Origin of the sequence: Kitasatospora sp. NPDC085464, from assembly GCF_044541955.1 — a bacterium.
In the GTDB taxonomy this organism is placed as follows: Bacteria; Actinomycetota; Actinomycetes; order Streptomycetales; family Streptomycetaceae; genus Kitasatospora.
Genome location: NZ_JBITTM010000004.1, coordinates 221,235 through 246,005 on the forward strand (window position 1 = coordinate 221,235; position 24,771 = coordinate 246,005).

A 24,771-nucleotide genomic window follows, 5' to 3' on the forward strand; every position below is an offset into this window, starting at 1 on the left:
AAACACCGTCCGGCCGGGCATAACGAGGACAGCCCACCGACGGGCCCAGCCGACGCTCCCCCACGAGCGACGGCCGGGCCCTTGGCCGGCGCCCGGGCCTGGATGCGACTCCCCCCACGGAGTGGCAACCAGGCCCGCATGGTGTTCAACCAGCGATACGCAGCGTACATGCCATGTCCACTCAACGCTACCGCGCTGCACACCTTGGCATCCGGTGACCTCGCCGACGCGTCCGGTCGAGCCGACGGGCGGCGCGAGCCGCGGACCGGATCGGCCCCCGCCGGATCACGAAGCGGGCACGACCCGGGCACGATGCAGGCACGACGCGGGCACGAGGACGGCACGACGTCGGCGCGACACCACCGTGCTAGAACCGACGCCGGGCCGCAACTCCCGTTGCCCGCCCGGCACTCCGCGTACCGCGCCCCCGTCCCACGCCCCTTCCGGCCACCATCCTGGGAGAGCCATGTCGACTGCCGCACGCATCCGCCCCGCACGCCTCCTGTCCGGCGCACTGGCCGCCGCCCTCGCCCTGCTGCTCCCCGGCACGGCCGGGACCACCCCCGCGAGCGCCGCCACCACCGGGCTGGACGGCGCCTGGGCCTGCACCGTCCCGTCCGGGTACGTCTACGACCAGGTGTCGATGAACCGCTCCTGCAGCGGCGGCGGGAGCTGGAACTCGCCGCAGTTCCACCTGCGCACCCCCGTCGACGGCCTGACGGCCTGTGTCAGCGCGCCCGGCTTCGTCTACGACCAGATCACCTGGGGGCTCGCCTGCAGCCAGCAGAGCGGCGTCCAGTCCAACCAGTACCACCTGCGCACGCCGGTCGACGGTCTCACGGCCTGCGTCGGCACCCCGGCGTTCACCTACGACCGGATCACCTGGGGCCTGTCCTGCAGCCTCCAGCAGGGCGTGCAGTCCAACGCCTTCCACCTCCGCACGCCGGTGAACGGCCTCTGGGCCTGTGACGTCCCCAAGGGCTTCACGTACAGCACGACCACCCAGAACACCGACTGCAGCTTCTACCAGGGCGTCCCGTCCACCAAGTTCCTCCTGCTGGGCTGAGCGGGACCGCGGCGCAGCGCGGGAGCGGGGCCGGCCGGGCCGGCGTCCCGCTCCCGTCGCCGCGCGGTCCGTCCGGCGGCGGGCTACTCCAGCAGCCGCCGCAGGATCCGCGCCGTCACGTCCGCCCGGGCGTACGGGCCGTCGTCGGCGGCGTGGAGGTGGCTGCCGATGCGCAGGGTCACGGTCATCAGGCAGCGGGCCTCGACCTCCTCCTCGTCGGTGCAGAAGGAGGAGTAGAGCGAACGGAGGTACGCCATGCGGCGGTTGTCCACCCGCCGCAGGCGCTCGGCGACGGCCGCGTCCCGGCGGGCCCACTCGCGGACCGCCAGGTCGGCGGTGGCGCCCCGGACCGGCCCCTCGGAGGCGGCGACGACCGCGAACAGCCGGTGGAGCCGCGCCCTGGCGTCGCCCCCGCCGCGCTCGACCTCCTCGATCACACCCTCGGCGACTTCGTACTCCCAGGTGTCGAGCATCTCGGAGAGGAGCGCGTCCCGGTTGCGGAAGTACCCGTAGAAGCCGCCCTTGGTGACGCCGAGGGACTGCGCGAGGACCTCCACCCGGACGGCTTCGGGGCCGCCCGCGACGAGCGCCCGCAGGCCCTCCTCGATCCACTTCTCCCGCGGCGTGCGGATCGCGCCCATGCCGTGCTCCTCCTCGCGTCGAGGGCGAGTATACGGCAGCGTATAAATGACCCTATGCTGGATCTATACGTCACCGTATAGATTGGGGTCCGGCCGTGAGACTTCCCCGAACCGCGCACACCGACCTGCCCTGGCGGATCCACGGGATCGCCCACGACTTCGCGGTCGAGGACGTCTGGGACCTGCCCACCCCCGGCGGACCGGACGACTTCGACCGGCTGGTGCGCCAGTTCGCCGAGGGAATGACCGGCGGGATGCTCGGCGACAGCGCGGCCTCGCGGGCGCTCTTCGCCGTCCGCCACCGGCTCGGCGCCCTGTTCCACTGGGACGAGCCGCGCCCCGGCACCCGGCCGCCGACCCTGCGCGACCGCCTCCCGGCGGACCTCCGGGACGGCCGGCGCGGCCCGGACCTCGGCACGTCCGGGTTCGCCTCCCTCTACCGACTGGACGACGAGTGGGCCGCCGAACTGGCCAACCGGACCGTGCATGCGGTGCTGCACCTCGGCTGGGTGCCGGACGGACCGGTCGGCCACCGCGGCCGGATGGCCGTCCTGGTGAAGCCGAACGGGGCGCTCGGCACGCTCTACATGGCCGCCATCAAGCCCTTCCGGCACCTCCTGGTGTACCCCGCCCTGCTGCGCTCGGTCGGCCGCACCTGGCAGGCGAACACACCGGGAAAGAACGCGAACTGACGGTGCCACGGCGGGCCCGGCCGGCGGCGCACGGCCGCCGGTCGGGCACCGCTCCCCGAACGGGGTCAGGACAGGTAGTCCTCCAGCCCGCCGTCGCGCCGGATGTCCAGGGTGACGCAGTGGAAGCCGCCGCCGAGCACCCGGGAGTGCCGCAGCCGGTGCGGCAGGACGGTGATCCCGGAGTGCTCCAGCAGCTTGATCAGGCTCTCCTGGCCGGACTCGACGATCGCCGTGTCCGGGGAGACCATCAGCAGGTTCATGCTGATCCAGCTCTCGCTGAGCGCGTGCTCGGGCGTGTCCCCGGTGGGCTCGGCCGGCGGGCACCACAGGACGTCCCAGCCGCGCAGCGGCTCCGGGACGGTCTCCGGGCTGATCCGCTCCGGGTTGAGCAGCACCAGCCCCGGCCGCAGCAGCGCGATGGTGCTGTCGATGTGGGTGTAGCCGTAGATGTCGCGCAGCGGGTGCAGCCGCAGGCCGCCGTCGCCGAGCAGGCCGAGGGTGGATTCGAGCCACTGCAGGCCGAGTTCGTTGCCGCTGCGGGAGACCTGGTAGAACACGTCCCGGCCGAGCCGCAGCACGTTCGCGGCGTCGAAGACCGGCTCGGCCTCGCCCAGCAGCGGGAGCCCGTCCTCGTCGTACTCGAAGAGCTCGTCGCTCAACTGCGGCCGGGGGGCGGCCAGCCAGCGGGCGCCGCGGCGCAGGTAGTCCTGGAAGAGTCCGCGCAGCCCGAAGACCTCGAAGTAGCGCTGCCGCATCGGGCTCGCCACCTCGATCACCGTCTCGCCGACCACCAGGGTCAGGTCCCGCGGGCAGTAGGAGTGAAAACCGCCGTCGGCCTTCCAGAGCGGCGAGGCGAACTCGGCCGCGTGGTCGACCGCCTCGGGCTGGTGGACGGTGACGCCGAGGCCGCGCAGGGTGGCCACCAGCGCGTCCAGGTCCTCCTCGGTCTCCTCCACGACCTGCTGCGAGTAGGGCCCGACCTCGATCGAGGCGAGGTCGGCGGCGCTGGTCTTCGGGAAGCAGGACAGCCACGAGGACGGCTCGGTCTGCTCGGGCAGCCGGGCGCCGACGGCGCTGCCGACCACGACCTCCCGCAGTGTGGTGAACTCGTCCCAGCTGTGGACCGGACGGGCCGAATTGGACATGACTCCCCCTTGACACGGGTTTTAGGGACGGGCACCGCGAAGCGAGGCCCCCGGGCTGCGCGGAACCGGCCATGGACATCGGTACGGATGGACCGCCGGACTGTCTCCGGTCGAGCACGGCCTACGGGAAATCACCGGCCGGGCAGCCGAATTCGCCTTTCGACGGGCCGGGATCGACGGTCAAGCTACCCGGCCGGAAGACGGCGGCGCAAGGACCGTGATCGGCACCGCACACGCCGCTCCGACGAACCTCCGACCGATCCGTCCGTTGTTCAACTCCCGTGCCCCGGCGCCGATCAACGCTCGGCTTGCGGCCAGGACCCACCCGACCGTTCCCTCCCGCCGCCCGGCCCTCACCACCGCCACGCCCGGCGGATCCGGCTCCCGCCGGCCAGGGCCAGCAGCGCCCCGCCCGCCGCGGCGACCGACGCCACCGCCAGGTTCTGCCGCTGCGCCCGGCGCCGTTCGGCGGCGGCCGCCCGCTCCGAGGCCGCCAGGAAGGCCCGCTCGACCCCGGCCGCGGCCAGCTCGCCGGCCGCCACCCGCCGTCTGAGCTCCTCCAACCGGACGCCCCGGTAGAGCAGTTCCGGATCCCGGTCGGCAGCCGCCCAGCCGCGCGCGGCCGCGGTCAGCCGACGCTGCTCCCCCAGCGCCTCCTGTCCCTCCGCCAGCCACCCGCGCAGTCTCGGCCAGGCCTGCGGGAGGGCGTGGTGGGAAAGCTCGACGATGTCCCGGTCCACCACCACCAGCCGTGCCCGGACCAGCCGTTCCAGCACCTCCGGCACACCGGGATCGTCGAACTCGGCCCGCCGGACCGGCTTGCGGGTGCCCTCGTCACCGCCCGGCACCAGCTCGCCGCAGGACGCCAGCCCGTCGTCCAGCGCCATCGCGCCCGCGCCCGCTCCGGACCCGGGCAACTCCCCGCCGAGCAGTTCCCCGCCGAGCCGCAGGAACACCGCCCGCGCCCGCGCCCGGTCGGCCGCCTCCAGCCCGTTGTACAGCGACTCCGCCGTCCGGGCCAGCGCGCCCTCGAAGCCTCCCGTGGCCTGGAACCCGGCCAGGGTGAGCGCGTTGCCGCTGCGCCGCCGCCAGGTCTCCAGCAGCGCCGCGGACAACAGCGGGAGCGCGCCCGGCTGTTGGGCGGCGGTCGAGATGAGGACGGCCAGCAGCGCGCCCTCGACGGTGCAGCCGGAGCGCAGCGCCGGTTCGGTGATCGCCCGCCGCAGGTCGTCCGGCGCCGGGCGCCCCACCGCCAGCACGCCGAGGCGCCCGGCGTCGGCCAGCCCGGGGTGCCCGGCGAGCAGCGGCCCGCTCTGGTCCGAGCGGACCACCAGCACCACCCGGCAGCGGGCCGGGGCCGGCACCGGCAGCCCGGCCCAGGCCTCGACCGGACCGCCCGCGGCCGTCGCCACCAGGGCGTCCAGGAAGCGCGCCCGCTCGGCGGAGTCCCGGCAGCGGGTCAGCAGTTGCTCGCCCTGGTCCACCACGAGCACCGGGTCGCCGGCCGTCGGTCCGGACGCGTCGCGCCTCGCCTCCCCGGCTCGCTGCCCGAGCCGGGCGAGCGCGAGCGCGTACGCCTCCATGGGTCGTTCGCCGGGCGTCAGCAGCGCCACCGGGACACCGCCGCCGGAGGCCGGAGACCGCCCCGGGCCGCCCCGGGCCCCGGACCGCCCGCCGGCCCCGCCCCGCCCGGCCGCCGCACCGACTGCCGCGCCGACCGCGGGCGAGCCGCCGAGCCGGGCCAGCAGACCGGCCCTGACCAGCGAGGACTTCCCCGCCCCGGACGGCCCGGCCACGATCACCAGACGCCGATCGGCCAGCAGGGCAACCAGCCGGTCCAGCAGCGCCTCGCGGCCGAAGAACCGCTCGGCGTCGACCGCCTCGAACGCCGCCGCGCCGGGGTAGGGGGCGCGCCCGGCGTCCTGGGCGCGCCGCCGGGAGGCGGCCTCGGCGGCCAGCTCGGCGGCCAGTAACTGCCACCGGTGCCGCCACTCCCGCACGTCCCCGTCGCAGGCCTGCACATAGGCGAGGGTGACGGCGAGGCTGGGCAGCCGCCGGCCTCCCGCAGCCACCGACAGACTGGCCGCCGAACAGTGCGCCCGTACGGCGAGTTGACGGTACGGCGGACTTCCGGCGCGTTCCCGCAGGGCCCGCAGATCGCCTGCGAACCGCAGCAGCGGCGCGTCCCCGGGGTCCAGAGGACTTTCCCGACGCGGCACGACGCCCCCCTTCTTCGGTGAAGTGGTGTCCTGAACCTGTGCTCACGTGTCCACGCGCGTCGCACGCGGCTCGTGTCCATCCCCCGGTGATTCATCATGCACAGGACGGTTGGCGTCAAACAATGGTGCGTGCGGGTCGGTTGTTCCGAGTTGATGTTCAATGTCCAGCCGCACGGCGCCGAACAAAGCCGGTGGGATAGAACCGGGACCCGCAGCCTTCGCTGACTTCGGAGACATCCATGAAGTTCACGCGGTACTGCCGTTCCCTACTGTCCACACCCGCGATGGCGGTGGAGCGGTACACCAAGAGCCACCAGTCCGGGGCCGATATCGCCATGGTCGATCTGGAGGATTCGGTCCCACCCGCCCGGAAGGAGGAGGCCCGCCGGCTCGCCGAGGAGTTCTTCGCGCTGCCGTCGACCAAGCTCGCGCGCAGCGCGGTGCGCATCAACACGCTGTCCGGCCCGGACGGTCTGCGCGACCTGATCGCCATCACCCGGTACCGCGTCAAGCCGGACCTCGTACTGGTCCCGATGGCGGAGTCGCCCCGCGACATCGAGATCGCCGCCGGGGCGCTCGGCCGGGACTGCCCGGAGACGGAGTTCCTGGCCGTCGTGGAGACGCCGCTGGGCATCGAGCACGCGCCCGCCATCGCGGCCGCCGGGCACCGGCTGCGCGGGCTGGTCTTCGGCTCGGCCGACTACGCCTTCGCGGTCGGGGCCAGGCTCTCCTGGGACGCGCTGGCCCACGCCCGCGCCCGGGTGGTCAACAGCGCCCGGGCCGCGGGGGTGGAGGCGATGGACGCGCCGTTCTTCGAGGTCACCGACCTCGCCGGGCTGCGCCGCGAGGCCGGGCTCGCCCGGGACTTCGGCTTCAGCGGCAAGATCGCCGTCCACCCGCGCCAACTCGCGCTGATCAACGAGACGTTCAGCCCGGACGAGGAGCTGCTGGCGCGCGCCCGCCGGGTGGTAGCGGCGGGTCTGGAGAACGGCCGCTCGGTCACCGTGGTGGACGGGGTGATGGTCGGCATGCCGTTCTTCGAGGCCTCGCAGCGCCTGATCGAGCAGTTCGACCCGCCGAGGCCCGACGGCCCGCCGGAACCGACCGGATCGCCCCGGCCCCCGGATTCGCCCCGGTCGGCCGGATCGCCCCGGTCGGCCGGACCGCAGCACCCCCAGGGCGACCGGCAGGGCCCGCCCCCGGGCCACGCGCCCACCGACACCCCGAACCACGCGACGGAGAAGTGACGATGACCGAAGAACCCATCCTCGGCCCGCGCCGGTACCGCAACGCCGAGGCCATGCTGGCCAGCGCCGACCCGGTCTGGCAGGCGGCCGCCGCCAACGGCCTGATCGGCATCACGGTGGACTCGGAGTCCAACAACCGGCTGATCGTCCGTGAGACCGGTCACGAGTTCGCCAACATGGTCTCCTGCGCGTACCTGGGCCTGAACAACCACCCCTCGGTCGCGGCCGCCGCGGTGGACGCGCTGGCCGAGTCCCGCAGCACCTGGCTGGTCACCTCCACCACCCGGATCCGGCACAACCTGCTGGTGCGCCTGGAGGAGGAGCTGGGCGAGCTGTTCGGCGCGCACATCCTGCCCGGCGCGTCCTGCACCGCGCTCACCGCCGGCATCCTGCCGCTGATCGCCTCCGGCCACCTGGACGGCGACTGTCGGACCGGCGGCGGGCCCCGGGTGATGGTCTTCGACCGCTTCTGCCACTTCTGCATGGCGTACGTGAAGCCGATCTGCGCCGACGAGTCGCTGGTGCTGACCTGCCCGCACAACGACCTGAACTACCTGGAGGACATCTGCCGCAAGTACCCGCGGGTCGCCTACGTGGCCGACGGCGCGTACTCGATGGGCGGCGCGACGGCCCTCGACGGCCTGCTCGAACTCCAGGACCGCTACGGGCTGTTCCTCTACATCGACGACTCCCACTCGCTGTCCATCATGGGCGAGCGCGGCGAGGGCTTCGTCCGCTCCCGGCTGCAGATGAACCCGCTGACCGTCATCGTCGCCAGCCTCGGCAAGGGCTTCGGCACCGGCGGCGGCGTCGCGATGCTCGGCAACCGCGAGCAGTTCGAGTTCCTGCACCGGCACGCCGGCCCGGTCGGCTGGTCGCAGAACGTCGCACTGCCGCTGGTCGGCGCCTCGCTGGGCAGCGCCGCCATTCACCGGTCACCCGAACTGGCCGATCTCCAGGCGAAGTTGAACCGCAACATCGACCTCTTCGACGAGCTGCTGCCGACCACCTTCGCGGGCAACGGCCTGCCGGTGCGCCGGGTCGACGTCGGCGACGCCGAGCGGGCGGTCAAGCTGTCCGCCCAGCTCTTCGAGCGCGGCTTCTACAGCTCCGCGGTGTTCTTCCCGATCGTGCCCAAGGGCGAGGCCGGCCTCCGGCTGATGATGCGCGCCGACATGGACGAGCGGCTGATCCGCGAGTTCGCCGGCCACGTCAAGGAACTCACCGCCGATCTCTAGGACTTGGGGGCAGTCGCCATGGACGCAACCGAGCCCGCCGGCTACCGGCGGATCGGCGAGCGCCGCTACCGCGAGGTGGTCGGGCGCTACTACGAGGAGTTCGAGGTCGGCGAGGTGGTCGAGCACCGCCCCGGGCGGACCGTCACCGAGCTCGACAACGTGCTGATGAGCATGCTGAGCATGAACGACGCCCCGCTGCACATCGACGCCGCCTACAGCGCGCACACCCCCTGGGGGCGGCCGATCGTCTCCAGCCTGGTGACGCTCAGCATCGTCGGCGGGATGACCGCCCGCTCGACGAGCGGGCGCACCATCGCCAACCTGGGCTGGGAGAACATCCGGATGACCCACCCGGTGTTCACCGGCGACACCCTCTACGCGGAGACCGAGACCCTCGCCAAGCGGCTGTCCAAGAGCCGCGAGGGGCAGGGCATCGTGAGCTGCCGGACCACCGGGACGAAGTCCACCGGCGAGGTCGTGGTGGTCTTCGAACGCAGCTTCCTCGTCCCGCTGCGCGGCCACGGCCTGGACGAGGTCGCCGGGTACTGACCGTCCCCGCGGGGAACCGGCCGCCTGCGGGTACCGGCCGCCCCGGGGAGCCGACCGCGCCCCGGGCCCGACAGTGCGCTGTCGGGCCCGGCGCGCGCCGCGGCTCAGTCCTCGTGGCGGACGTCCACCAGCACCTTGCCCATGGTCTCGCGCGCGGCGAGCGCCCGGTGCGCCGCGGCGATCCCGGACAGCGGTACGGTCCGGTCGATCCGCGCCACCAGCCGCCGCTCGGCGGCGAGCCGGAACAGCTGCTCGGCGATGCCGGTGAACAGCACCCGGTCGGCCAGGACGTGCTGGAGCCAGAAGGCCGCCAGCCCCGCCGAGCGGTCGGCCAGCTCGTCCACCGAGAAGCTCTCCTCCGGCCCGCCCCGGGCCCCGACCGACAGCAGCCGCCCGAACGGCGCCAGTGCGGCCAGCCCGGCGCGCAGCACCGGGCCGCCGACCAGGTCCACGAACAGGTCCACCCCGCCCGACCGCGCCAGCCGCTCGGCCAGGTCGGGCTCCGCCGGGTCGACGGCCGCGTCGGCACCCAGCGAGCGGGCGAACTCCCGCTTCTCCGGCGTGGAGGCCAGCGCGGTCACCCGCCCCGCGCCCAACTCCCGGGCCAGCTGCACCGCCAGGTGCCCGACCCCGCCGGCGGCGGAGGTCACCGCGACGTTCTCGCCCGGCCGCAGCCGCCCGGCCAGGGTCAGCGCGCCGTACGCCGTCGCGCCCTGTTCCAGCAGTGCGAGCGCCTGCTCGTCGCCGACGCCGTCCGGCACCTCCACCGTGTGCGCCGCCTCGGCGCGGGCCACCCCGGCGTACCCGCCCCCGGCACGCAGCAGCGCGGCGACCCGCCGCCCGTCCCCGCGCCGCCGCCCGACCACGTCGGCGCCGAGCACCGCCGGCAGCGGGTAGCGCGCGTACTCGCCGGTGCGGCAGTGCAGGTCGGCGTAGTTGAGCCCGGCCAGGGTGACGTCGATCAGCACCTGGCCCGGCCCGGCCACCGGTTCCGGCACCGTCTCGGTGCGGAACTCCTCCGGCCCGCCGTAGCGGTGGATCACCGTCGCACGCATCCCGCCCACGGCCGCCTCCGGTCTCATCCCTTCCGGTCTCATCCGGCGAAGAGCGCGAGCAGCCGGGCCTCCAGGGCACGGGTGGCTTCCGGGGTCTCGGCGAGCACGCAGTACATCACCGAGCCGTCGGCGGGCGCGAAGTCGCAGCTGTAGACCACGCCGGTGCCGGTCCGCGGGTCGAAGGCCAGCCCGGCGTCGGCGATCGCCGTCACGGCCGCCGCGAAGGAGGGCACCTTGAGGCCGGCGAGCTCCAGGATGTAGCGCGAGCCGCGGTGCTCCTCGCGCAGCAGGCGGCCGAAGAAGGCGTCGTGCAGGTGGCTGGAGCCGGTGAGCCGCCCGTTGGTCTCGTGGAAGTAGATCTCGCCCTTGGGGGTCAGCACGGCGTCCGCGCTGACCGTGCCGCGGTAGCCGATCACCCTCAGCGCCTCGCACAACCGGGCGCCCTGCGCGACGAGTTCGGCCCGGACGTCGGCGTCCGGGGTGACCGGCGGGGTGATCTCCCCGATCACCACCGGCTGCATGACCATCTCGCCGCAGCCGGAGAGCACCACGGCCGCGTCGTCGACCAGGAACTGGGCGTACAGCGCCGCGGAGTCGGTGAAGTACCGCTCCACCACGACCCGTTGGCCGCGGCCGCCGGTCAGCCAGGTCCACCGCTCGGCCACGTACGCGGCCACCGCCGCCCGGTCCGGCAGCGGGACGACCCGTTCGGCACCGGCCGCCACCTCCACCCGCTCGTCCCGGGAGAGGACCTCGTTGCCGAACCCGCCCGCCTGGAACTCGACCTTCACCATCACGCTGTGCCCCTGCGCCAGCAGGTCCTCGACGGCCGCCTCGACCTCCGCGGGCGAGCCGGCCACCCGCCCGGGCGGGATCGGCACCCCGGTGCCGGCGGCCACCGCCCGGAACCCGGCCTTGCTGTTGACCAGCGCGTTGCCGCCCTGGGCCGCGAAGGGCTGACCGGGCATGGCGTGCGCGAGGCCGAGCGCGGCCGCCAGGTCGGCCACCGCACCGTTCGGCGAGATCGCCAGCACCTCCTCGACGGTGCGGCCGTCCAGGACGCGGCGCAGCTCCGCCCGGAAGCCCGGGTCCGCCAGGCGGTCGGTGGTGAGCATCTGGTCGCCCTCGACGCCCGGCGGCGGCACCACGAAGGTCAGGCTGTCGGCCCGTACGCCGGTCAGCCCGGTGACGTACGCCAGGTACTCCGGGTCCGGGCCCCAGGGCAGCACCAGGACGTCGCCGTCCTCGGCCCACCAGAGCATCCGCTGCGCCCCGCACCCGGCGAACCGCTGCTCCAGCGGCGTCATCCCGGTGAGGTCCCCGACCATCTCCTCGGTGCGGTTGTTCGCGATGCAGAGCGTCGTCATCTGGTGGACTCTCCCGGCGTTCGGCGCTGTTGCGGCCCTGGTCCCACGCACGGCACGGGTGTGGCGTGCGCTACTGGTGTAGCGCACCGGGGTTGTTCTGGTTCGGCCCTCGGTCATTGAACAAAACGCCGAACAACCGGCGGCGCCGGGCCGGGGCGGGCTGCCCCGGCCACCTCGGAGCACCGGTGGCCGGGGCAGACCGTCCCGTTCTGTCAGCGGGTGCTCAACGACGTTGCAGGGAGCGGACGTTGTCGCCGAAGGTCCAGCCCTTGGAGCCGTCCCAGTTGACCGACCAGGTCATCAGCCCCTTCAGTGAACCGCCGAAGGCGTTCCACGCCTGCCCGACCAGGCCGGGGTCCAGGTAGCCGCCGCCCGCGCCGGGCTGGGCCGGCAGGCCGGGCACCTGCTTGTCGTAGGGCACCCTGACGGTGGTGCCCTGGATGGTCAGGCCGTTGTTCAGGCACGTGGTCTGCACGGTGAAGCCCTGGACGGTGCCGGCCTGGTAGGAGTCGCCGGAGCAGCCGTACATGCTGCCGTTGTAGTACTGCATGTTCAGCCACCACAGCTGCCCGTTGTCGGCGTACTTCTTGATGATCGGCAGGTAGGCTCCCCAGATCGAGCCGTAGGTGACGCTGCCGCCGGTGACGTACGCGGTCTCGGGGGCCATCGTCAGGCCGAAGCCCGCGGGCATCCGGGCCAGCACGCCGTCGATGATGCGCACCAGGTTGGCCTGGGACGCGGACAGCGTGCCGATGCTGCCGCTGCCGGACAGGCCGGTCTCGATGTCGATGTCGATCCCGTCGAAGTTGTACTTCTGGAGGATCGGGACGACGGTCGCCACGAACCGGTCGGCGACGGCGCCGGAGCTCAGGTCGATGCCGGCGGCGGCACCGCCGATCGACATCAGGACGGTCGCCCCGGCGGCCTTGGCCCGGCACATCTCGGCGGGGGTCGAGACCTTGACGCCGGCGTCCATGCCGTCCTGCCACAGGACGGTGCCGTCCGAGAGGATCACCGGGAAGGCGGCGTTGATGACGTTGTAGCCGTGCGCGGCGATCCGGCTGTCCGTGATGGGCACCCAGCCCATGCCGGGGTGGACGCCGTTCGCGGCGCCGTCCCAGTTCTCCCAGTAGCCCTGCAGGACCTTGCCGGACGGCCGGGGCTTCGTGGGGCAGGTGTCAGCGCCCGGCGGGGTGGTGGTGGGCGGCGGCGTCGTCGGCGGGGTCGACGTGGGCGGCGGCGTGGTGGGCGGGGTGGTGGTGGGCGGCGGCGTGGTGGGCGGGGTCGTCGTGGGCGTGGTCGCGGTGGGCGTGGGGCTGCTGCCGCCGGGGCCGGTGAGCGAGACGTCGTCCGCGTAGTACGCGGGCTGGCCGTACCAGCCGTGCAGGTAGACGGTCACCGAGGTGGTGTTCGGCCCGGTGGTGAAGCCGACGCTGAGCAGGCCGTACGAGGCGTTGTTCGGCGTCCAGGTGGACGGCGTGCCGGTGATGCCGGTGCCGGTGGCGCCGAGGTAGACGTAACTGCCCTGGACGTAGGCGCTCAGCGTGTACTGGGAGTCGGGCTGCACGCTGACGGTCTGGGTGCACTGGGCGTCGTCCGAGCCGGCCGGCGTGGCCTTGAGCGCGGCGGCGCCGGAGTGGACCGGACTGCCGACGGCCGCACCGGAGCCGCCGGAGCAGGTCCAGCCGGAGAGCCCGTTCTCGAATCCGGGGTTCGCCACCAGGTTGGTGGTGGCGGCCCCGGCCGTGACGGTGCCGACCACGGCGATGCCGGCACCGATCAGGGCGGCGGCGCTCGCCCCGGCGAGCGAGCGCCGCAGCACGGTCGGCCCGTGCCCGGTGCGGCCCGCCCGGTTCACCCGCGGTGCGCGCTGCACGGACGCCCGCTGCGGGCGCGGCGCGCGGTGCGGTTCGGCCCCGGCCCGGGCGCCGTCGACGCGGCCGGGATCCGGGCAGGGGCGGGACCCGCCCGACGGGCGTGGCGTACGCGACTTCCGACGGAACATGCTGTGCTCCCTTCCCGCCGAGCGCCATGGGCATGACCAGCGCGTGGGGGCGTGACGCCCGGCTCCGGGTGAGGTGGGGACATGTGGGGCTGTGCCGGACGGGATCGTAGGAGGGGCGACCGGGCCCGTCAATAGGTCTGGACCAATTGCAGTAGGTCTGGACCACTTGAGGCTCCCGCCGGAGGGCGACGGCCGGAGCACCCCGGGCGGCGGGCCGCCCCGGGAACAGGACCGGGCCCGCCCCGACGCGGGGGCGGGCCCGGGGGCCGTCGGACCGTCAGCCGGCAGCCGGCAGCCGGCAGCCGGCGACCGTCAGCCGGCGGCCACGGTGGCGGCCGTGGCCGCCGTGGCGACGGTCACGGCGGTGATGGCCGCAATGGCGACCTGCATGTTCCGGATCGCCTGGCCGACGGACTCGCCCGCCCAGTCACCCGCGGCGATCTCCCCGAAGCGCAGCTCGACCCGCGCACGCGGGAGGTCGGGGAACGCCAGACCGTGCAGCCGGGCGGCGTGCAGCAGGGCTATCAGGGTCGCGGTGCGGACGTCCGGGGTCGCGTGGTGCCGGATCACGCCGGCCAGCCGCGCGCGGAGTTCGCGCTCGACGGAGCCGTCCGCCTCCGGGTAGCGGCGGACCGGGAAGAGGCCGAGGACCCGGCGGCGCTCCTCGACGACCAGACCGCGTTCGCACAGCCGCTGCACCGCGGAGCGGACCGCCACGGGGTGGTCCTTGGTGAGCCAGTCCGCCGCCTTCGCCTTGCCGGGGGCCTTGCGCTCGACCCACGCGGCGAGCCGCTCCAGGCAGTCGTCGAGCAGCGGCTCACCGGTCGGGGTCCGGTCGGTGACGGCGAGCCTGCCCTCGTCGACCGCGATCCGCCCGGCCAGTGCGAGGTCGGCGAGCAGGCCTCCCGCCGCCGCCCACCCGGCGCTCGAACCGTCCTTCGCCACGCCGGACTCGTCGTCCAGCGAGAGCAGCATCAGCTCCTCGGCGAGGGTGACGTGCATGTGCATTCCTTTCCCTGTGCGAACCGGCCACCCGGCAGCGGCTCGACGGCCGCCGCACCCGGGTGTCCTCAGCCGGGAACGCGTGCACCGGAAGCCCGGTTCCCACCCGCCCGGCCCGAGCCCCGCAGCCTACGTCGCGCAGGCGCCCGGCGTTCGAGCGGGGCAGGGTCGACGCCACGGTGCCGATGAGTGAGCACCAGGTTCTGACGTCGTCACAGACGGCGGCCCGATCCTCCCGGACCAGCAGATCGTCCTTCCCGGGAGCAGCGGATCCCGTGAAACCGGGCCCCACCGTGCAGCCGGGACCTCCTGCACACACCCCGTGCCGACCGTTCGCTCTGCGCCACCGGGAGCCGGTTCGCTTCGGCGTCCCGACGCCCGGCGATCTAGCATGAAACGAGACATTCGGCTCGATACCCGGCGCCACCCCGCGCCAACGGGTGAGGAGGCCGCCATGGCTCAGAACGGCAACGGCGGATTCGGCGAGCTGAGCCGTTCCCGGTACCTGCCGATCTCCGAACACGGCCTGATCGGTGATCTCCGTACCGCCGCGCTCGTCGCCACCGACGGCACCATCGACTGGTACTGCTGCCCGCGCTTCGACGCGCCCAGCATCTTCGCGTCCGTCCTCGACGCCGACCGGGGCGGCAGCTTCGAACTGTCCGCGGACGTGCCGTCCCGCACCCGGCAGTTCTACTTCCCCGACACCAACGTCCTGATCACGCGGTTCTTCGCCGCGGACGGCGTGGCGGAGATCCAGGACGTCATGCCCGTCGTCGACGAGTCCCGCGAGGCGGACCGCCACCGGCTGATCCGGCGGGTGATCTGCGTCCGCGGGGTGCTCCCGTTCCGGGCGAAGGTCGCCCCGCGGTTCGGCTACGGGGCGGAGCCGCACACGGTCGAACTCCGGGACGGCCACGCGGTGTTCCACTCCGCCGGCCTGTCGGTGGCACTGACCGCCACCGTGCCGGTCGAGACCGACGGCGTCGACGTGTCCGCGCGGTTCAAACTGCTGGAGGGCGAGTCCGCGGTGTTCGCCCTCGACCGGGTGAGCGCCGACGTGGGCCCGCGGGCGTGCCCCGCCTGGGAGGCGCAGCAACAGTTCGAGGCCACCGTCCGGTTCTGGCGCCGCTGGCTGCACCAGTCGCAGTACCACGGGCGGTGGCGGGAGATGGTGCACCGCTCGGCCCTGGTGCTGAAGCTGCTCACCTACGCGCCCACCGGCGCGATCGTCGCCGCGCCGACCACCAGCCTGCCCGAGCAGGTCGGCGGCGAGCGCAACTGGGACTACCGCTACGTCTGGGTGCGCGACGCGGCCTTCTGCATCTACGCCATGCTCCGCCTGGGCTTCACCTCGGAGGCCGAGGCGTTCATGGGCTTCATCTCCGAGCACGGGATCATGCGGGGCACCAGGGACACCGGTCCGCTGCAGATCATGTACGGCATCGACGGGCGCCGCGAGCTGCCCGAGCGGGAGCTGTCCCATCTGGAGGGCCACCTCGGTTCCGCGCCGGTGCGGGTGGGGAACGCCGCCACCGGGCAGCTCCAACTGGACATCTACGGCGCCCTGATCGACTCGGTCTACCTCTACGACAAGTGGGGGCAGCCGATCAGCAGCGGCCACTGGGACGAGGTCGGTGGCGTGGTGGACTGGCTCTGCGACCACTGGGACCAGCCCGACGAGGGGATCTGGGAGACCAGGGCCGGGCGGCGCGACTTCGTGTACTCGCGGCTGATGTGCTGGGTCGCGCTGGAGCGGGCGATCCGGATCGCGAACCGGCGCGGCCTCCCCGCCGACCTGCTGCGCTGGCGCCGGGCCCGCGACACGATCTACCGGCAGATCATGGACCGCGGCTGGTCGACCGAGCGCGGCGCGTTCGTCCAGGGGCTGGACGACGAGGTGCTCGACGCGTCCCTGCTGATGATGCCGATGGCCAAGTTCGTCTCGCCCACCGACCCCAAGTGGCTCTCCACCCTGGACGTGCTCACCTCGGACCTGGTCTCCGACTCCCTGGTGTACCGCTACGACCCGGCGGCCAGTCCGGACGGCCTGCAGGGCTCCGAGGGCACGTTCTCGATCTGCTCCTTCTGGTACGTCGAGGCGCTGGCCCGGGCGGGCCGGCTGGAGGAGGCCCGGCTGGCCTTCGAGAAGATGCTCACCTACGCCAACCACGTGGGCCTGTTCGCGGAGGAGATCGGCCGGACCGGCGAACAACTCGGCAACTTCCCCCAGGCGTTCACCCACCTGTCGCTGATCAGCGCCGCCTTCAACCTGGACCGCGCCCTGGGCTGACGGCCGCCCCGCGGAAACCGGCACGGGCGTCACACGCGTCATCCACCGTCACACGAACCACACCCGACCCGCGCAGAAGCCTCGCGCCGCGCGGGTGTCGCGGACCGGCTTGATCTGCGTACGCTCGCATCCGATCCGGCCCGGCCTGCGGGGGGCGTGGCAGTCGCCGTCGGGATCCAGGTCATGCCGCACCTACCGAAGAGATCCCATGAGTTACTGCACGCCCTGCCGACGCCACCTCAACGGCGCGCTCTCCTGCCCCGGCTGCGGCCGGGCCGCCGAACCCACGACCGGGGAGGCGGCGGGCCCGCGGCCCACGCCACCGGGCGAGGGCTCCGCCGACGCGTCCGCACCGCCACGCCGGTCGGCACGCCAGTCCGGACGGCGCTCGGCCCGGCGGCGGCAGGGCCGGCCGCGGGGCACGGTGCTGGCCGTGTCGGCCGCCGGGGTGGTGGTCTGCGGACTGGCCGCCGTCGTGCTGTCCGGCGGCAACTCGGACGGTGCGGTGGCCCCGGCCTCCGCGGGCGCCGAATCGCCCTCGCAGCACACCGCGGCCACCCCCGGCGTCCCGGCCGCACCGGCGCCGGCCACCACGACGGCCACCGCCACGGCCCGCCCGCAGCCGTCGGCCACCACCACCCGACCCAGGCCGTCCGGCACCGCCCCGACCGCGTCGTCCCCCTCGGGCCCGGCCGTGTCCGCCGCCCCGGTTCCGGCGGACCCGCCCGCGAAGCCCGCCCCGAGCACGCCCCCGCCGAACACCGGCCCCGTCCCGCCGACCTCCCCCACCCAGCACCCGACCGGCCCGACGGCCACACCGAGCTGCACCCGGCTGCTGTTCTGGTGCACCTGAACCCCCTTGGACGCCGCCGCCCGCCCAGCCGCCTCGGGCGCCGTTCAGCCCCGCCCGGTGAGGTCGGCGTGGACGGCGAGGACGGCCAGGTAGCGGCGGTGCACGTCGTCGCGGTCGGCCGGTTCGGTCACCGACTCGCGGCCGAGGCGTTCGATCATCCCGGCCTGGGCGAGGAGCACCTCGCGCTGCTGCTCGGTCGTCGTCTCCGACATGATCTCCGCGAGGACGTCGAGCTGGCGGATCAGCACGGCGGGCATGCCGACGGCGGCCTGGCGGATCTTCTCGAAGGCGCGCTGGACCAGCCGCTCGTAGCTCACGGGGGCGGTCATCACCCGGATGTGCCCGCTCGCGTCCCGGTGGACCGGGTTCGGGTGCCAGCCCGCGGCGACCCGGCACAGGCCCTCGCCGAGCCAGTCGACGCAGGTCAGGGCGGTGAAGGTGTCGTTCACCGCGGTGGACAGCGCCCGGATGGCGATCTCCACCAGCTGGTCGACGGCGAAGGCGATGTCCTGGGCGAGCGTCCGGGTCGAGCCGGTGACGTGGGCGCGGGCGAAGCTCCGGGCCACCTCGGGCGCCGCCTCGGCGGGCCAGACCGTGGCGAGCGGGTGCCCCTGCACCAGGAAGTGTCCGGGCCGGTGGTCCAACCGGATGACGGCATCGAGCTCCGCCGCCATCCGCACCAGCGTGCGGTGCCGGACGAACTGCAGGTAGCCGCTGGCCGGCGCCGGGACGGCCGCGCCCGAGCGGTCGAGCCGGGCGTGCAGTTCGGCCGCCGAGGGCCCGGCGGTGGCCACTGCGGCCCGCTCCGGTTCGCCCGCCCCCGCCTCGATCGCCTCGGAGAGCTCCGCCGCGATGCCGGCGATGACCCTGGGCAGCTGGATGGACGTGGCGATGTGGTGGATGAAGTAGATCAGCACGGCCACGTCGGCCATCACCAGTGCCATGCAGACGGTGATGGACAGGTGCGGCACGAGGTCACCGTGCGAGGCCGGTCCGATGACGACCAGCGAGAGCATCGCGTACACGAACGTGCCGACGAGGGTGCCCAGGGTCAGCTGGGTGGTGCGGTCCCGGATGAAGGTCCGCAGCATGCGCGGGCCGAACTGGGTGGAGGCCAGGGTCAGCGTCACGATCATGATCGAGAACACCACGCCCACGACGGTGATCAGGGCCGCCGCGATGGCGGCGAGGATCTGCCGGGCGGCGTCGGCGGTGCCGCTGACGACCCAGGACGGCAGGTCCACGTCCCCCCGGTAGGCGGCCCGGTCAAGGGACCAGGTGACGGCGAACAGCAGCGCGGCGAGCACGACCTCCAGGACCGGCACGACCCACAGGTTCGTCCGCAGCGCCTCCCGGCGCCACTGCGCCTCCAGGTGGACCCCGCGGATCACGCCACCACCTCCGTCGCTCCGCTCCGGCGCCGACCGGACGAATCCACCCTAAACACTCGGACCTGCGGGTGACGGGAGGGTGGGGCGGACGGTTGGCCGGCCGGCCGAGCCGACGCGGCGCCGGGGCGCAGCGTGCGGGGTGCAGCGTCAGGGGTACGGGATGCGGGGGCGGGCCCGGGCGGTCAGGCGGCGGGGGTGCGGCGGGCGATCAGCATGTCCTGGGTGTGGCCGATGGCGTAGGTGCCGTCGGGGCGGGCGAAGTGGTCCCGGACGTAGGCGGTCAGGGCGGCGCGGGAGGGGCGGGGGTCGAGGGTGGCGAGGTCGGCGACGTTGACCATGAACTCGGCGACGTCCACGGCCTCGGCGAGGTGGGGCGTGCGGTAGTGGAGGTCGAGGGTTTCCAGGGTGACGTCGTCCGCCGGGTGCCGTTCGCGCAGGAGGTCGACGAGGGGGCCCAGGTCGTAGCGAACGCCGGTGAAGTGGGCGGCCATCCGCATGCACGGGCTCTCCGGGTTCTGCAGGACGACCAGCAGGGTGCCGCCGGGGGCCGTCCAGTCGAGGGCGCGGGTGACGGTGGCGGGCCAGTCCGGCTCGGGCACGTAGTAGAGCACGTGCGAGAGGTGGACGAGGTCGGCGGGCTCGGGCGGCCGGACCCGGTCGAGCCGGTCCGGGAGGACGAGGGCGTCGGGGCAGGTGGTGCGGAGCTTCTCGCGCATCGCGGCGCTGGGCTCGACCGCCACCGTCCGGTCGAAGGACCGGGCCAGGTGGGCGGTGGTGCGGCCGTCGCCCGCCCCGAGGTCCAGCAGGACCCGGCGGTGCGGCAGGGCGGCGACGAGTTCGCTCAGCCGGGCGTGGGTGAGGGGCTTCTCGTCCGTCCCGGCGAGGAACAGCTCGAACACCCGTCGGTAGTCGGCGCTCGCCACGTCCAGTACGCGGACCGGGTCCGCGTCCCTCGTCCTCGTCTCCACCGGGCGGCCTCCCTCTGACGGCGTGTGGGGCGCGCCCATTGCACCCCGGCCGACGGCCGCGCACCTGCAGGGACGTTCCTGCCCGCGTGTCGCCGCGGCGGCGCACAGGCGACGGCGCCGGGCGACGACGCCGGGCGGCCCGCGCCCCGCGCTAATTCGCTGGCCCGCGCGCGACGGCCACTCCTACAGTGTCCGCCGGATCAACCACCCTCACAGGAGCCCCGGCCATGCGCGTGCACTACCCCCGGACTCCGCATCTTCCCTGGTCACCCGGGGCGGCGGCGGACGACGTACGGACCGGGGACCTCACCGCGCTGACCGGTGCCGAGGTCGTCGTCACCGAGAAGCTCGACGGCGAGAACACCACCCTCTACTCCGACGGCCTGCACGCCCGCTCGCTGGACTCGGCCCACCACCCCTCCCGCGCCTGGGTGAAGGGCCTGCAGGGCCGGATCGGCGGGCGGATCCCGGACGGCTGGCGGATCTGCGGCGAGAACCTGTTCGCCCGGCACTCGATCCCGTACACCGACCTGGAGAGCTGGTTCTACGGCTTCTCGGTCTGGACGGACCGCGACCGCTGCCTGGACTGGGACGACACCGTCCGCTTCCTGCGCCGCCTCGGCGTCCCGGCGCCCCGGGTGCTGTGGCGCGGCCGCTACGACGAACGCGCCCTGCGCGCCCTGAAGTTGGACCTGGACCGGCAGGAGGGCTACGTCGTCCGGACCGTCCGGGGCTTCGACCGGGCGGAGTTCGGCGAGCGGGTCGCCAAGTGGGTCCGCCCGCACCACGTGCGCACCGACACCCACTGGATGCACGCCGCCGTGGTGGAGAACGGGCTCGGCCCGGCTTCCGCGCTGTGGTCCGTACGGTCCGGTGCGCTGCCCGAACTGTCCGCCCTGGCGGCCGCGTTGGGGATCCCCGAACTGACCTGCCGGCCGGAGGAGCCGGCGGAGGTGTCGGCCCGGCTGGACGAGCTCGGCCGCGGCGGGGACGCCCGGCTGGCCGGGGTGCTCGCCACCGTGCTGCGCGCCGGGCCCCGGCAGTACCCGGCGGCGCGGCTGGCCGGGCCGCTCGGTCTGCCGCTGGCCCGGAGGGTCGCCGACCTGGTCGCGCTGCACCCCGGCCTGCACCGGCCGTACCCGGACGAGGACCGCCGCGCCGGGCTGGTCCGGCTGTCCTGCGCCGCCGACCTCGACGTGCTGCACGCCGTCGCCGCGGCCGCCGCCCCGGGGACGGCGGAGCGCGAGCAGGTCGCCTGGTCGGCCCTGCACGCCGAGGACGCCGGGCTGCTCGACGACGACGGCGGGCCGCTCGCCCGGCTGCGCAGCGGCCTGCGCGAGGCCCTGGCCGGCCTCGACCGGGACGCCGCCGACCGCTGCTGGGCGCAGGCCCGCGAGGCGTACGCACGGGGCAGGATCTCCACCGCGGAGGAGGCCGTCGCGGCCACCTGGCGCCTGCGGGACGGCCGCTTCCCCCGGCTGCTGCACCTGTGCGGCCCGTCCGGCAGCGGCAAGAGCACCTTCGCCGCCGGGCTGACCGGTGTCGCCACCCGGATCAGCCTGGACGACCTGCGCGCCGCCCGGGGCTCGCGCGCCGACCAGCGCGACAACGCCGTGGTGCTGCGCGAGGGCCTGGCCCGGCTGGACGCCGCCCTCGCCGCCCCGAGCGCACCTGGTGCACCCGGTGAGCCCGGTGCCTTTGGTGCCTCTAGTGCCTCTAGTGCCTTTGGTGCCTTTGGTGCCACCGTCGTCTGGGACGCCACCTCCCTCAACCGGCAGCAGCGCTCCCACGTCCACGCCGTCGCGCAGCGCCGCGACGCCCTGGTCACCCAGGTGGTGCTGGTGGTCGACGAGGACGAACTGCTGCGCCGCAACGCCGTCCGGCCGCACCCGGTGCCGGCCGACGTGCTGACCGCACAGCTGCACCGCTTCAGCCCGCCGCACGCCGGCCAGGCGCACCGCACCTGGTACGTCGGCGCCGGTGGCACCGTGGAAGACACGGCGGGCACGCTCGACGCCGAGGAGGACTGAGGACCGATGCGTCCCATCGAACAGATCTGCCAGCGCATCCGCTGGGACGCCCGGTTCGACCCGGCCCGGTTCACCCTGGGCGTGCGCCAGCGCGACGACCGCACCGAGCGCATCCCGCTGGAGGCGTTCGCCGCCTCCGGGGACATCCCCTGGCACCGGGTGCAGCGGGTCGAGGCCGACGGCGTGGTGGTCTGGGACCGCCCGTCCGGCGTGGACGTGCTCGACACCACCGAGGCCGGACGCCGCACCGCTCCGCGCCGCCTGCGCCCGCCATTCTTCGCGGCCACGACCCCGTACGCCTGGCGGCCGGACGACGGCTGGCTGGCCGCCCACGCGGAGGCCGCCCACACCCCCGCCCCGGGCGCCGACCGCACCGCGGCCCCGGCGGTCACCGGCCTGCGCGTGGTCACCTGGAACACCCTGTGGGACCGCTACGACGCCGACCGGATCGCCACCGCCCGCCGCCGCCCGCTGCTGCTCGCCGCGCTCGAAGCCGCCGACGCCGACGTCATCGCCCTGCAGGAGGTCGAACCGGCCCTGGTCGCCCTGCTGCTGGCGGCGCCCTGGGTCCGCGCCGGGTACACCCTGAACACCGACCCGCTCGGGCGGGACGCCGACGAGCACGGCCTGCTGCTGCTCAGCCGGCTGCCCGTCCTGGAGGCCGGGCGGCACGCCCTGGGCCCGCACAAGGCCGTCACCGCGATCACCGTACGGACCGCCGGCGAACCGCTGACGGTCGCCGCCGTCCACCTCAGCAGCGACCACTCGTCGGACGGCGCGACCCGCCGCGAGGCCGAACTCACCGAGCTGGCCGAGGGCTTGGGCGGCATCGAGGGCGAACTGCTGCTGCTCGGGGACTTCAACGACGCCCGCTCCGGCTCCTCGGGCCCGGCCGCCGCCCTGGGCCTGCGGGACGCCTGGACCCAGGTGCACGGGCCGTCCGACGACACCCCCACCTTCGACCCGACGGTCAACCCGCTCGCCGCCGTCTCCTCGCTGACCGGCCGCCCCGGCCGGATCGACCGCGTCCTGCACCGCTCCGACAGCACCCGCGTCACCGCCGCCGGGCTGCTCGGCGACCGCCCGACCACCGACGGACTGCACCCCTCCGACCACTACGGCGTCGCCGTGGACCTCACCCTCGGCGGAGCGGGCGGGGCCGACGCCGGAACGGGCGGGTCCGAGGCCGGGGCTCCGGACTTCCTCGCAGCCGCGCCCACCGCCCGCACCGCCGTCGCCTGGCTGCCGCCCGAGGAGCTGTGGCCGCCGATCCAGCGGCTGCGCACCGCGCACGACCCGCAGGTGCACCGCTGGCCGCCGCACGTCAACCTGCTGTTCGGCTTCGTCCCGGAGGCCGAGTTCGACCGCGCCCTGCCGCTGCTGGGCGCGGCCGCCGCCGAGGTGGACCCGTTCACGGCGCGGCTGGAGGGCGTGCACACCTTCGGTCACCGCGAGGACGCCACCGTCTGGCTCGACCCGGCCGCCGCCTCCGCCGAGCCGTGGGCGGCGCTGCGGCACGCGCTGGAACGCCGCTTCCCCCGCTGCCGAGGCCGGGCGGAGGGGTTCACGCCGCACCTGACCCTCGGGCGCAGCACCGATCCGCAGCGGGTGGCCGCCGACTGCGCGGCCGGGCTCGACGCGGTCCCGGTCCGGGTCGGCGAGCTGGTGGTGCTCTCCCGCCGGGGCGCCGAGCCGATGCGGCCGCGCGCGGTGATCGCGCTGGGGACGGGCGAGGTGCGTCCGGTGCGCGACGAGGCGACCGTCTCGCCGCGGCCGGAGTCACCCCGACGGACGTCCGCCGCAACGGAGTTGGCCCGGCGCATCGCGGCGGCGCTGCCCGACGGCGCGGTCCACGTCGTCGGCTCGCGGCGGCTGGGCTGTCAGCTGGACGGAGCCGACCTGGACCTGGTGGCGGCCCTGCCCGGCCCGGCCGACCTGTCCGGCGTCCGCGCCCGGATCGCGGCCGCGCTGCCGGACGCCCGGCAGCTGCGCGAGGTGCGCGGCGCCCGGGTACCGGGGCTGCGGCTGGCCGCGGACGGGCTGTCCGTCGATCTCGTCGTCGTCTTCACCGGCTCGCTCGACCCGGCCCGAGCCGTCGACCGGCGGGCCGAGTTGGGCGAGGCGGAGGCCGTCGCACTGAGCGCCGTCACCGACGCCGAGGCGATCCTGACGGCACTCGGCGAACGGCACGACCGCTTCGTCCGGCTGGCCCGCCAGGTCAAGGCGTGGGCCCGGGCCCGCGGCCTGGACTCGGCACCGTTCGGCCAACTCCCGTCGCTCGCCTGGTCGGTGCTCGCCGCACGCACCGTCCTGGACGACGCAGGCACCGCGAGCGAGTCCACCGAGGACACGGACGGCCGGGACACGGACGGCCCGGACACGGACGGCGGCCTCTTCCGGCAGTTCGCCGAGACCTGGGCGGGCTGGGACTGGCGCCGGCCCGTCTCCCTCGACTCCGCCGACTCCCTCGCCGACGGCCTGACCGACCGCCGGCCGGAACCGCTGACCGTCCTCACCCCCTCCTCCCCCGTCCGCAGCTGCACCACCCAGGTCGGCGCGGACACCCGCGACCTGCTCGCCGAGGAGCTGTACCGCGCCTGGGAGCTCGTCACGGAGAGCACCGACCCCTGGCCCGCCCTGCTCGCCCCGCCCCCGCTCCACCGCCGGCACGCCGCCTGGGCCGTGGTCACCGCCGCGGAGGAGTCCGTCGGGCTGGTCCGCGGCCGCCTCCGTACGCTCCTGGCCGCGCTGGAGGAGGCCGGCGGCACCCACCTGCACGCCTGGCCGCAGCCCTACCGGACGTCCGACGGCCGTACCCACTTCCCCATCGGCCTCGGCCCCGCCGGTACCCCGCTCACCGCGGACCGCCTCGCCCCGCTCACCGCCGCCTGGTGCCGCCACCTCCCCGGCGTCCGCATCGAGCACGTCGACGGCGGCGCGGTCCCCACCCTCACCCGCTGAACGCCGCTTCCCGCCGGACGTCCTCGCCCGCCGGACGCCGTCCCGGGCG

General features: G+C 74.6%; 17 protein-coding genes and 2 pseudogenes. 9 read left to right on the forward strand and 10 right to left on the reverse strand.

The window, feature by feature from the left end; all coding sequences use genetic code 11:
* Positions 1-466 precede the first annotated feature (466 nt).
* Positions 467-1,066 carry a hypothetical protein gene (locus ACIGG8_RS05445; protein ID WP_350522855.1) on the forward strand — a complete coding sequence of 200 codons (600 nt, stop codon included), beginning with the start codon at positions 467-469 and terminating at the stop codon, positions 1,064-1,066.
* Positions 1,067-1,149: 83 nt separating this feature from the next.
* Here ACIGG8_RS05445 and ACIGG8_RS05450 read toward each other — a convergent pair whose 3' ends face one another.
* The gene (locus ACIGG8_RS05450; protein ID WP_396545951.1) at positions 1,150-1,707 is read right to left on the reverse strand and encodes a TetR/AcrR family transcriptional regulator; all 558 of its coding nucleotides are present in this window, start codon (positions 1,705-1,707) and stop codon (positions 1,150-1,152) included.
* Between the two features lie 95 nt (positions 1,708-1,802).
* On the opposite strand from ACIGG8_RS05450, the gene ACIGG8_RS05455 reads away from it, so the two are divergent.
* Entirely contained in the window at positions 1,803-2,399 is a 597-nt protein-coding gene (locus ACIGG8_RS05455; RefSeq protein WP_396545952.1) for a DUF2867 domain-containing protein, read from the forward strand.
* Positions 2,400-2,464: 65 nt separating this feature from the next.
* Here the strand turns inward: ACIGG8_RS05455 and ACIGG8_RS05460 are convergent, their stop codons facing one another.
* Together ACIGG8_RS05460 and ACIGG8_RS05465 are read right to left on the reverse strand one after the other, a co-directional pair.
* Entirely contained in the window at positions 2,465-3,544 is a 1,080-nt protein-coding gene (locus tag ACIGG8_RS05460) for an inosamine-phosphate amidinotransferase 1 (protein ID WP_396545953.1), read from the reverse strand.
* A 353-nt stretch (positions 3,545-3,897) separates the two neighbouring features.
* Positions 3,898-5,763, reverse strand: coding sequence for a hypothetical protein (locus tag ACIGG8_RS05465; RefSeq protein WP_396545954.1), 1,866 nt, complete (start codon positions 5,761-5,763; stop codon positions 3,898-3,900).
* Positions 5,764-6,002: 239 nt separating this feature from the next.
* Here ACIGG8_RS05465 and ACIGG8_RS05470 point away from each other — a divergent pair, with 239 nt between their 5' ends.
* Genes ACIGG8_RS05470 through ACIGG8_RS05480 form a run of 3 tightly spaced genes read left to right on the forward strand, consistent with a single transcriptional unit; the run spans position 6,003 to position 8,797 of the window.
* Positions 6,003-7,010, forward strand: a complete 1,008-nt coding sequence (locus ACIGG8_RS05470; protein WP_396545955.1) for an HpcH/HpaI aldolase/citrate lyase family protein — start codon at positions 6,003-6,005, stop codon at positions 7,008-7,010.
* A 2-nt stretch (positions 7,011-7,012) separates the two neighbouring features.
* Positions 7,013-8,248 carry an aminotransferase class I/II-fold pyridoxal phosphate-dependent enzyme gene (locus ACIGG8_RS05475; RefSeq protein WP_396545956.1) on the forward strand — a complete coding sequence of 412 codons (1,236 nt, stop codon included), beginning with the start codon at positions 7,013-7,015 and terminating at the stop codon, positions 8,246-8,248.
* Positions 8,249-8,266: 18 nt separating this feature from the next.
* The gene (locus tag ACIGG8_RS05480; RefSeq protein WP_350522862.1) at positions 8,267-8,797 is read left to right on the forward strand and encodes a MaoC family dehydratase; all 531 of its coding nucleotides are present in this window, start codon (positions 8,267-8,269) and stop codon (positions 8,795-8,797) included.
* Between the two features lie 104 nt (positions 8,798-8,901).
* Here the strand turns inward: ACIGG8_RS05480 and ACIGG8_RS05485 are convergent, their stop codons facing one another.
* The 5 genes and pseudogenes from ACIGG8_RS05485 to ACIGG8_RS05505 form a co-directional block, all read right to left on the reverse strand.
* The gene (locus ACIGG8_RS05485; protein ID WP_396545996.1) at positions 8,902-9,852 is read right to left on the reverse strand and encodes a zinc-binding alcohol dehydrogenase family protein; all 951 of its coding nucleotides are present in this window, start codon (positions 9,850-9,852) and stop codon (positions 8,902-8,904) included.
* A gap of 38 nt (positions 9,853-9,890) precedes the next feature.
* Positions 9,891-11,219, reverse strand: a complete 1,329-nt coding sequence (locus ACIGG8_RS05490; protein WP_396545957.1) for a peptide ligase PGM1-related protein — start codon at positions 11,217-11,219, stop codon at positions 9,891-9,893.
* 223 nt (positions 11,220-11,442) lie between these two features.
* Positions 11,443-12,408: pseudogene (locus tag ACIGG8_RS05495) on the reverse strand (chitinase); the annotation flags it as partial.
* Positions 12,409-12,606: 198 nt separating this feature from the next.
* Positions 12,607-13,224, reverse strand: a pseudogene (locus tag ACIGG8_RS05500) (carbohydrate binding domain-containing protein); the annotation flags it as partial.
* Between the two features lie 312 nt (positions 13,225-13,536).
* The gene (locus ACIGG8_RS05505; protein WP_396545958.1) at positions 13,537-14,226 is read right to left on the reverse strand and encodes a GPP34 family phosphoprotein; all 690 of its coding nucleotides are present in this window, start codon (positions 14,224-14,226) and stop codon (positions 13,537-13,539) included.
* Between the two features lie 454 nt (positions 14,227-14,680).
* On the opposite strand from ACIGG8_RS05505, the gene ACIGG8_RS05510 reads away from it, so the two are divergent.
* Positions 14,681-16,519 carry a glycoside hydrolase family 15 protein gene (locus ACIGG8_RS05510; RefSeq protein WP_396545959.1) on the forward strand — a complete coding sequence of 613 codons (1,839 nt, stop codon included), beginning with the start codon at positions 14,681-14,683 and terminating at the stop codon, positions 16,517-16,519.
* A 208-nt stretch (positions 16,520-16,727) separates the two neighbouring features.
* A complete protein-coding gene (locus ACIGG8_RS05515; RefSeq protein WP_396545960.1) occupies positions 16,728-17,372 on the forward strand; it encodes a hypothetical protein in 645 nt (214 codons plus the stop codon).
* A 44-nt stretch (positions 17,373-17,416) separates the two neighbouring features.
* Here ACIGG8_RS05515 and ACIGG8_RS05520 read toward each other — a convergent pair whose 3' ends face one another.
* Complete coding sequence (locus ACIGG8_RS05520) at positions 17,417-18,763, reverse strand: DUF2254 domain-containing protein (RefSeq protein WP_396545961.1); 1,347 nt, start codon at positions 18,761-18,763, stop codon at positions 17,417-17,419.
* Positions 18,764-18,945: 182 nt separating this feature from the next.
* Positions 18,946-19,731 carry a class I SAM-dependent methyltransferase gene (locus ACIGG8_RS05525; protein ID WP_350522869.1) on the reverse strand — a complete coding sequence of 262 codons (786 nt, stop codon included), beginning with the start codon at positions 19,729-19,731 and terminating at the stop codon, positions 18,946-18,948.
* Positions 19,732-19,958: 227 nt separating this feature from the next.
* Between ACIGG8_RS05525 and ACIGG8_RS05530 the strand changes: the two genes are divergently transcribed.
* Together ACIGG8_RS05530 and ACIGG8_RS05535 are read left to right on the forward strand one after the other, a co-directional pair.
* Positions 19,959-21,761: an RNA ligase family protein gene (locus ACIGG8_RS05530; RefSeq protein ID WP_396545962.1), complete on the forward strand. Its 1,803-nt coding sequence runs from the start codon at positions 19,959-19,961 to the stop codon at positions 21,759-21,761.
* Positions 21,762-21,767: 6 nt separating this feature from the next.
* Positions 21,768-24,722: an RNA repair domain-containing protein gene (locus ACIGG8_RS05535; RefSeq protein WP_396545963.1), complete on the forward strand. Its 2,955-nt coding sequence runs from the start codon at positions 21,768-21,770 to the stop codon at positions 24,720-24,722.
* Positions 24,723-24,771: the final 49 nt, after the last annotated feature.

What these genes read in the sequence shown, in the direction of transcription:
- ACIGG8_RS05480 (WP_350522862.1), top strand. Translation starts at nt 8,267, where the DNA reads ATGGACGCAACCGAGCCCGCCGGCTACCGGCGGATCGGCGAGCGCCGC.
- ACIGG8_RS05445 (WP_350522855.1), top strand. Translation starts at nt 467, where the DNA reads ATGTCGACTGCCGCACGCATCCGCCCCGCACGCCTCCTGTCCGGCGCA.
- ACIGG8_RS05470 (WP_396545955.1), top strand. Translation starts at nt 6,003, where the DNA reads ATGAAGTTCACGCGGTACTGCCGTTCCCTACTGTCCACACCCGCGATG.
- ACIGG8_RS05515 (WP_396545960.1), top strand. Translation starts at nt 16,728, where the DNA reads ATGAGTTACTGCACGCCCTGCCGACGCCACCTCAACGGCGCGCTCTCC.
- ACIGG8_RS05450 (WP_396545951.1), bottom strand. Translation starts at nt 1,707, where the DNA reads ATGGGCGCGATCCGCACGCCGCGGGAGAAGTGGATCGAGGAGGGCCTG.
- ACIGG8_RS05535 (WP_396545963.1), top strand. Translation starts at nt 21,768, where the DNA reads ATGCGTCCCATCGAACAGATCTGCCAGCGCATCCGCTGGGACGCCCGG.
- ACIGG8_RS05490 (WP_396545957.1), bottom strand. Translation starts at nt 11,219, where the DNA reads ATGACGACGCTCTGCATCGCGAACAACCGCACCGAGGAGATGGTCGGG.
- ACIGG8_RS05510 (WP_396545959.1), top strand. Translation starts at nt 14,681, where the DNA reads ATGGCTCAGAACGGCAACGGCGGATTCGGCGAGCTGAGCCGTTCCCGG.
- ACIGG8_RS05485 (WP_396545996.1), bottom strand. Translation starts at nt 9,852, where the DNA reads ATGCGTGCGACGGTGATCCACCGCTACGGCGGGCCGGAGGAGTTCCGC.
- ACIGG8_RS05460 (WP_396545953.1), bottom strand. Translation starts at nt 3,544, where the DNA reads ATGTCCAATTCGGCCCGTCCGGTCCACAGCTGGGACGAGTTCACCACA.
- ACIGG8_RS05505 (WP_396545958.1), bottom strand. Translation starts at nt 14,226, where the DNA reads ATGCACGTCACCCTCGCCGAGGAGCTGATGCTGCTCTCGCTGGACGAC.
- ACIGG8_RS05475 (WP_396545956.1), top strand. Translation starts at nt 7,013, where the DNA reads ATGACCGAAGAACCCATCCTCGGCCCGCGCCGGTACCGCAACGCCGAG.
- ACIGG8_RS05530 (WP_396545962.1), top strand. Translation starts at nt 19,959, where the DNA reads ATGCGCGTGCACTACCCCCGGACTCCGCATCTTCCCTGGTCACCCGGG.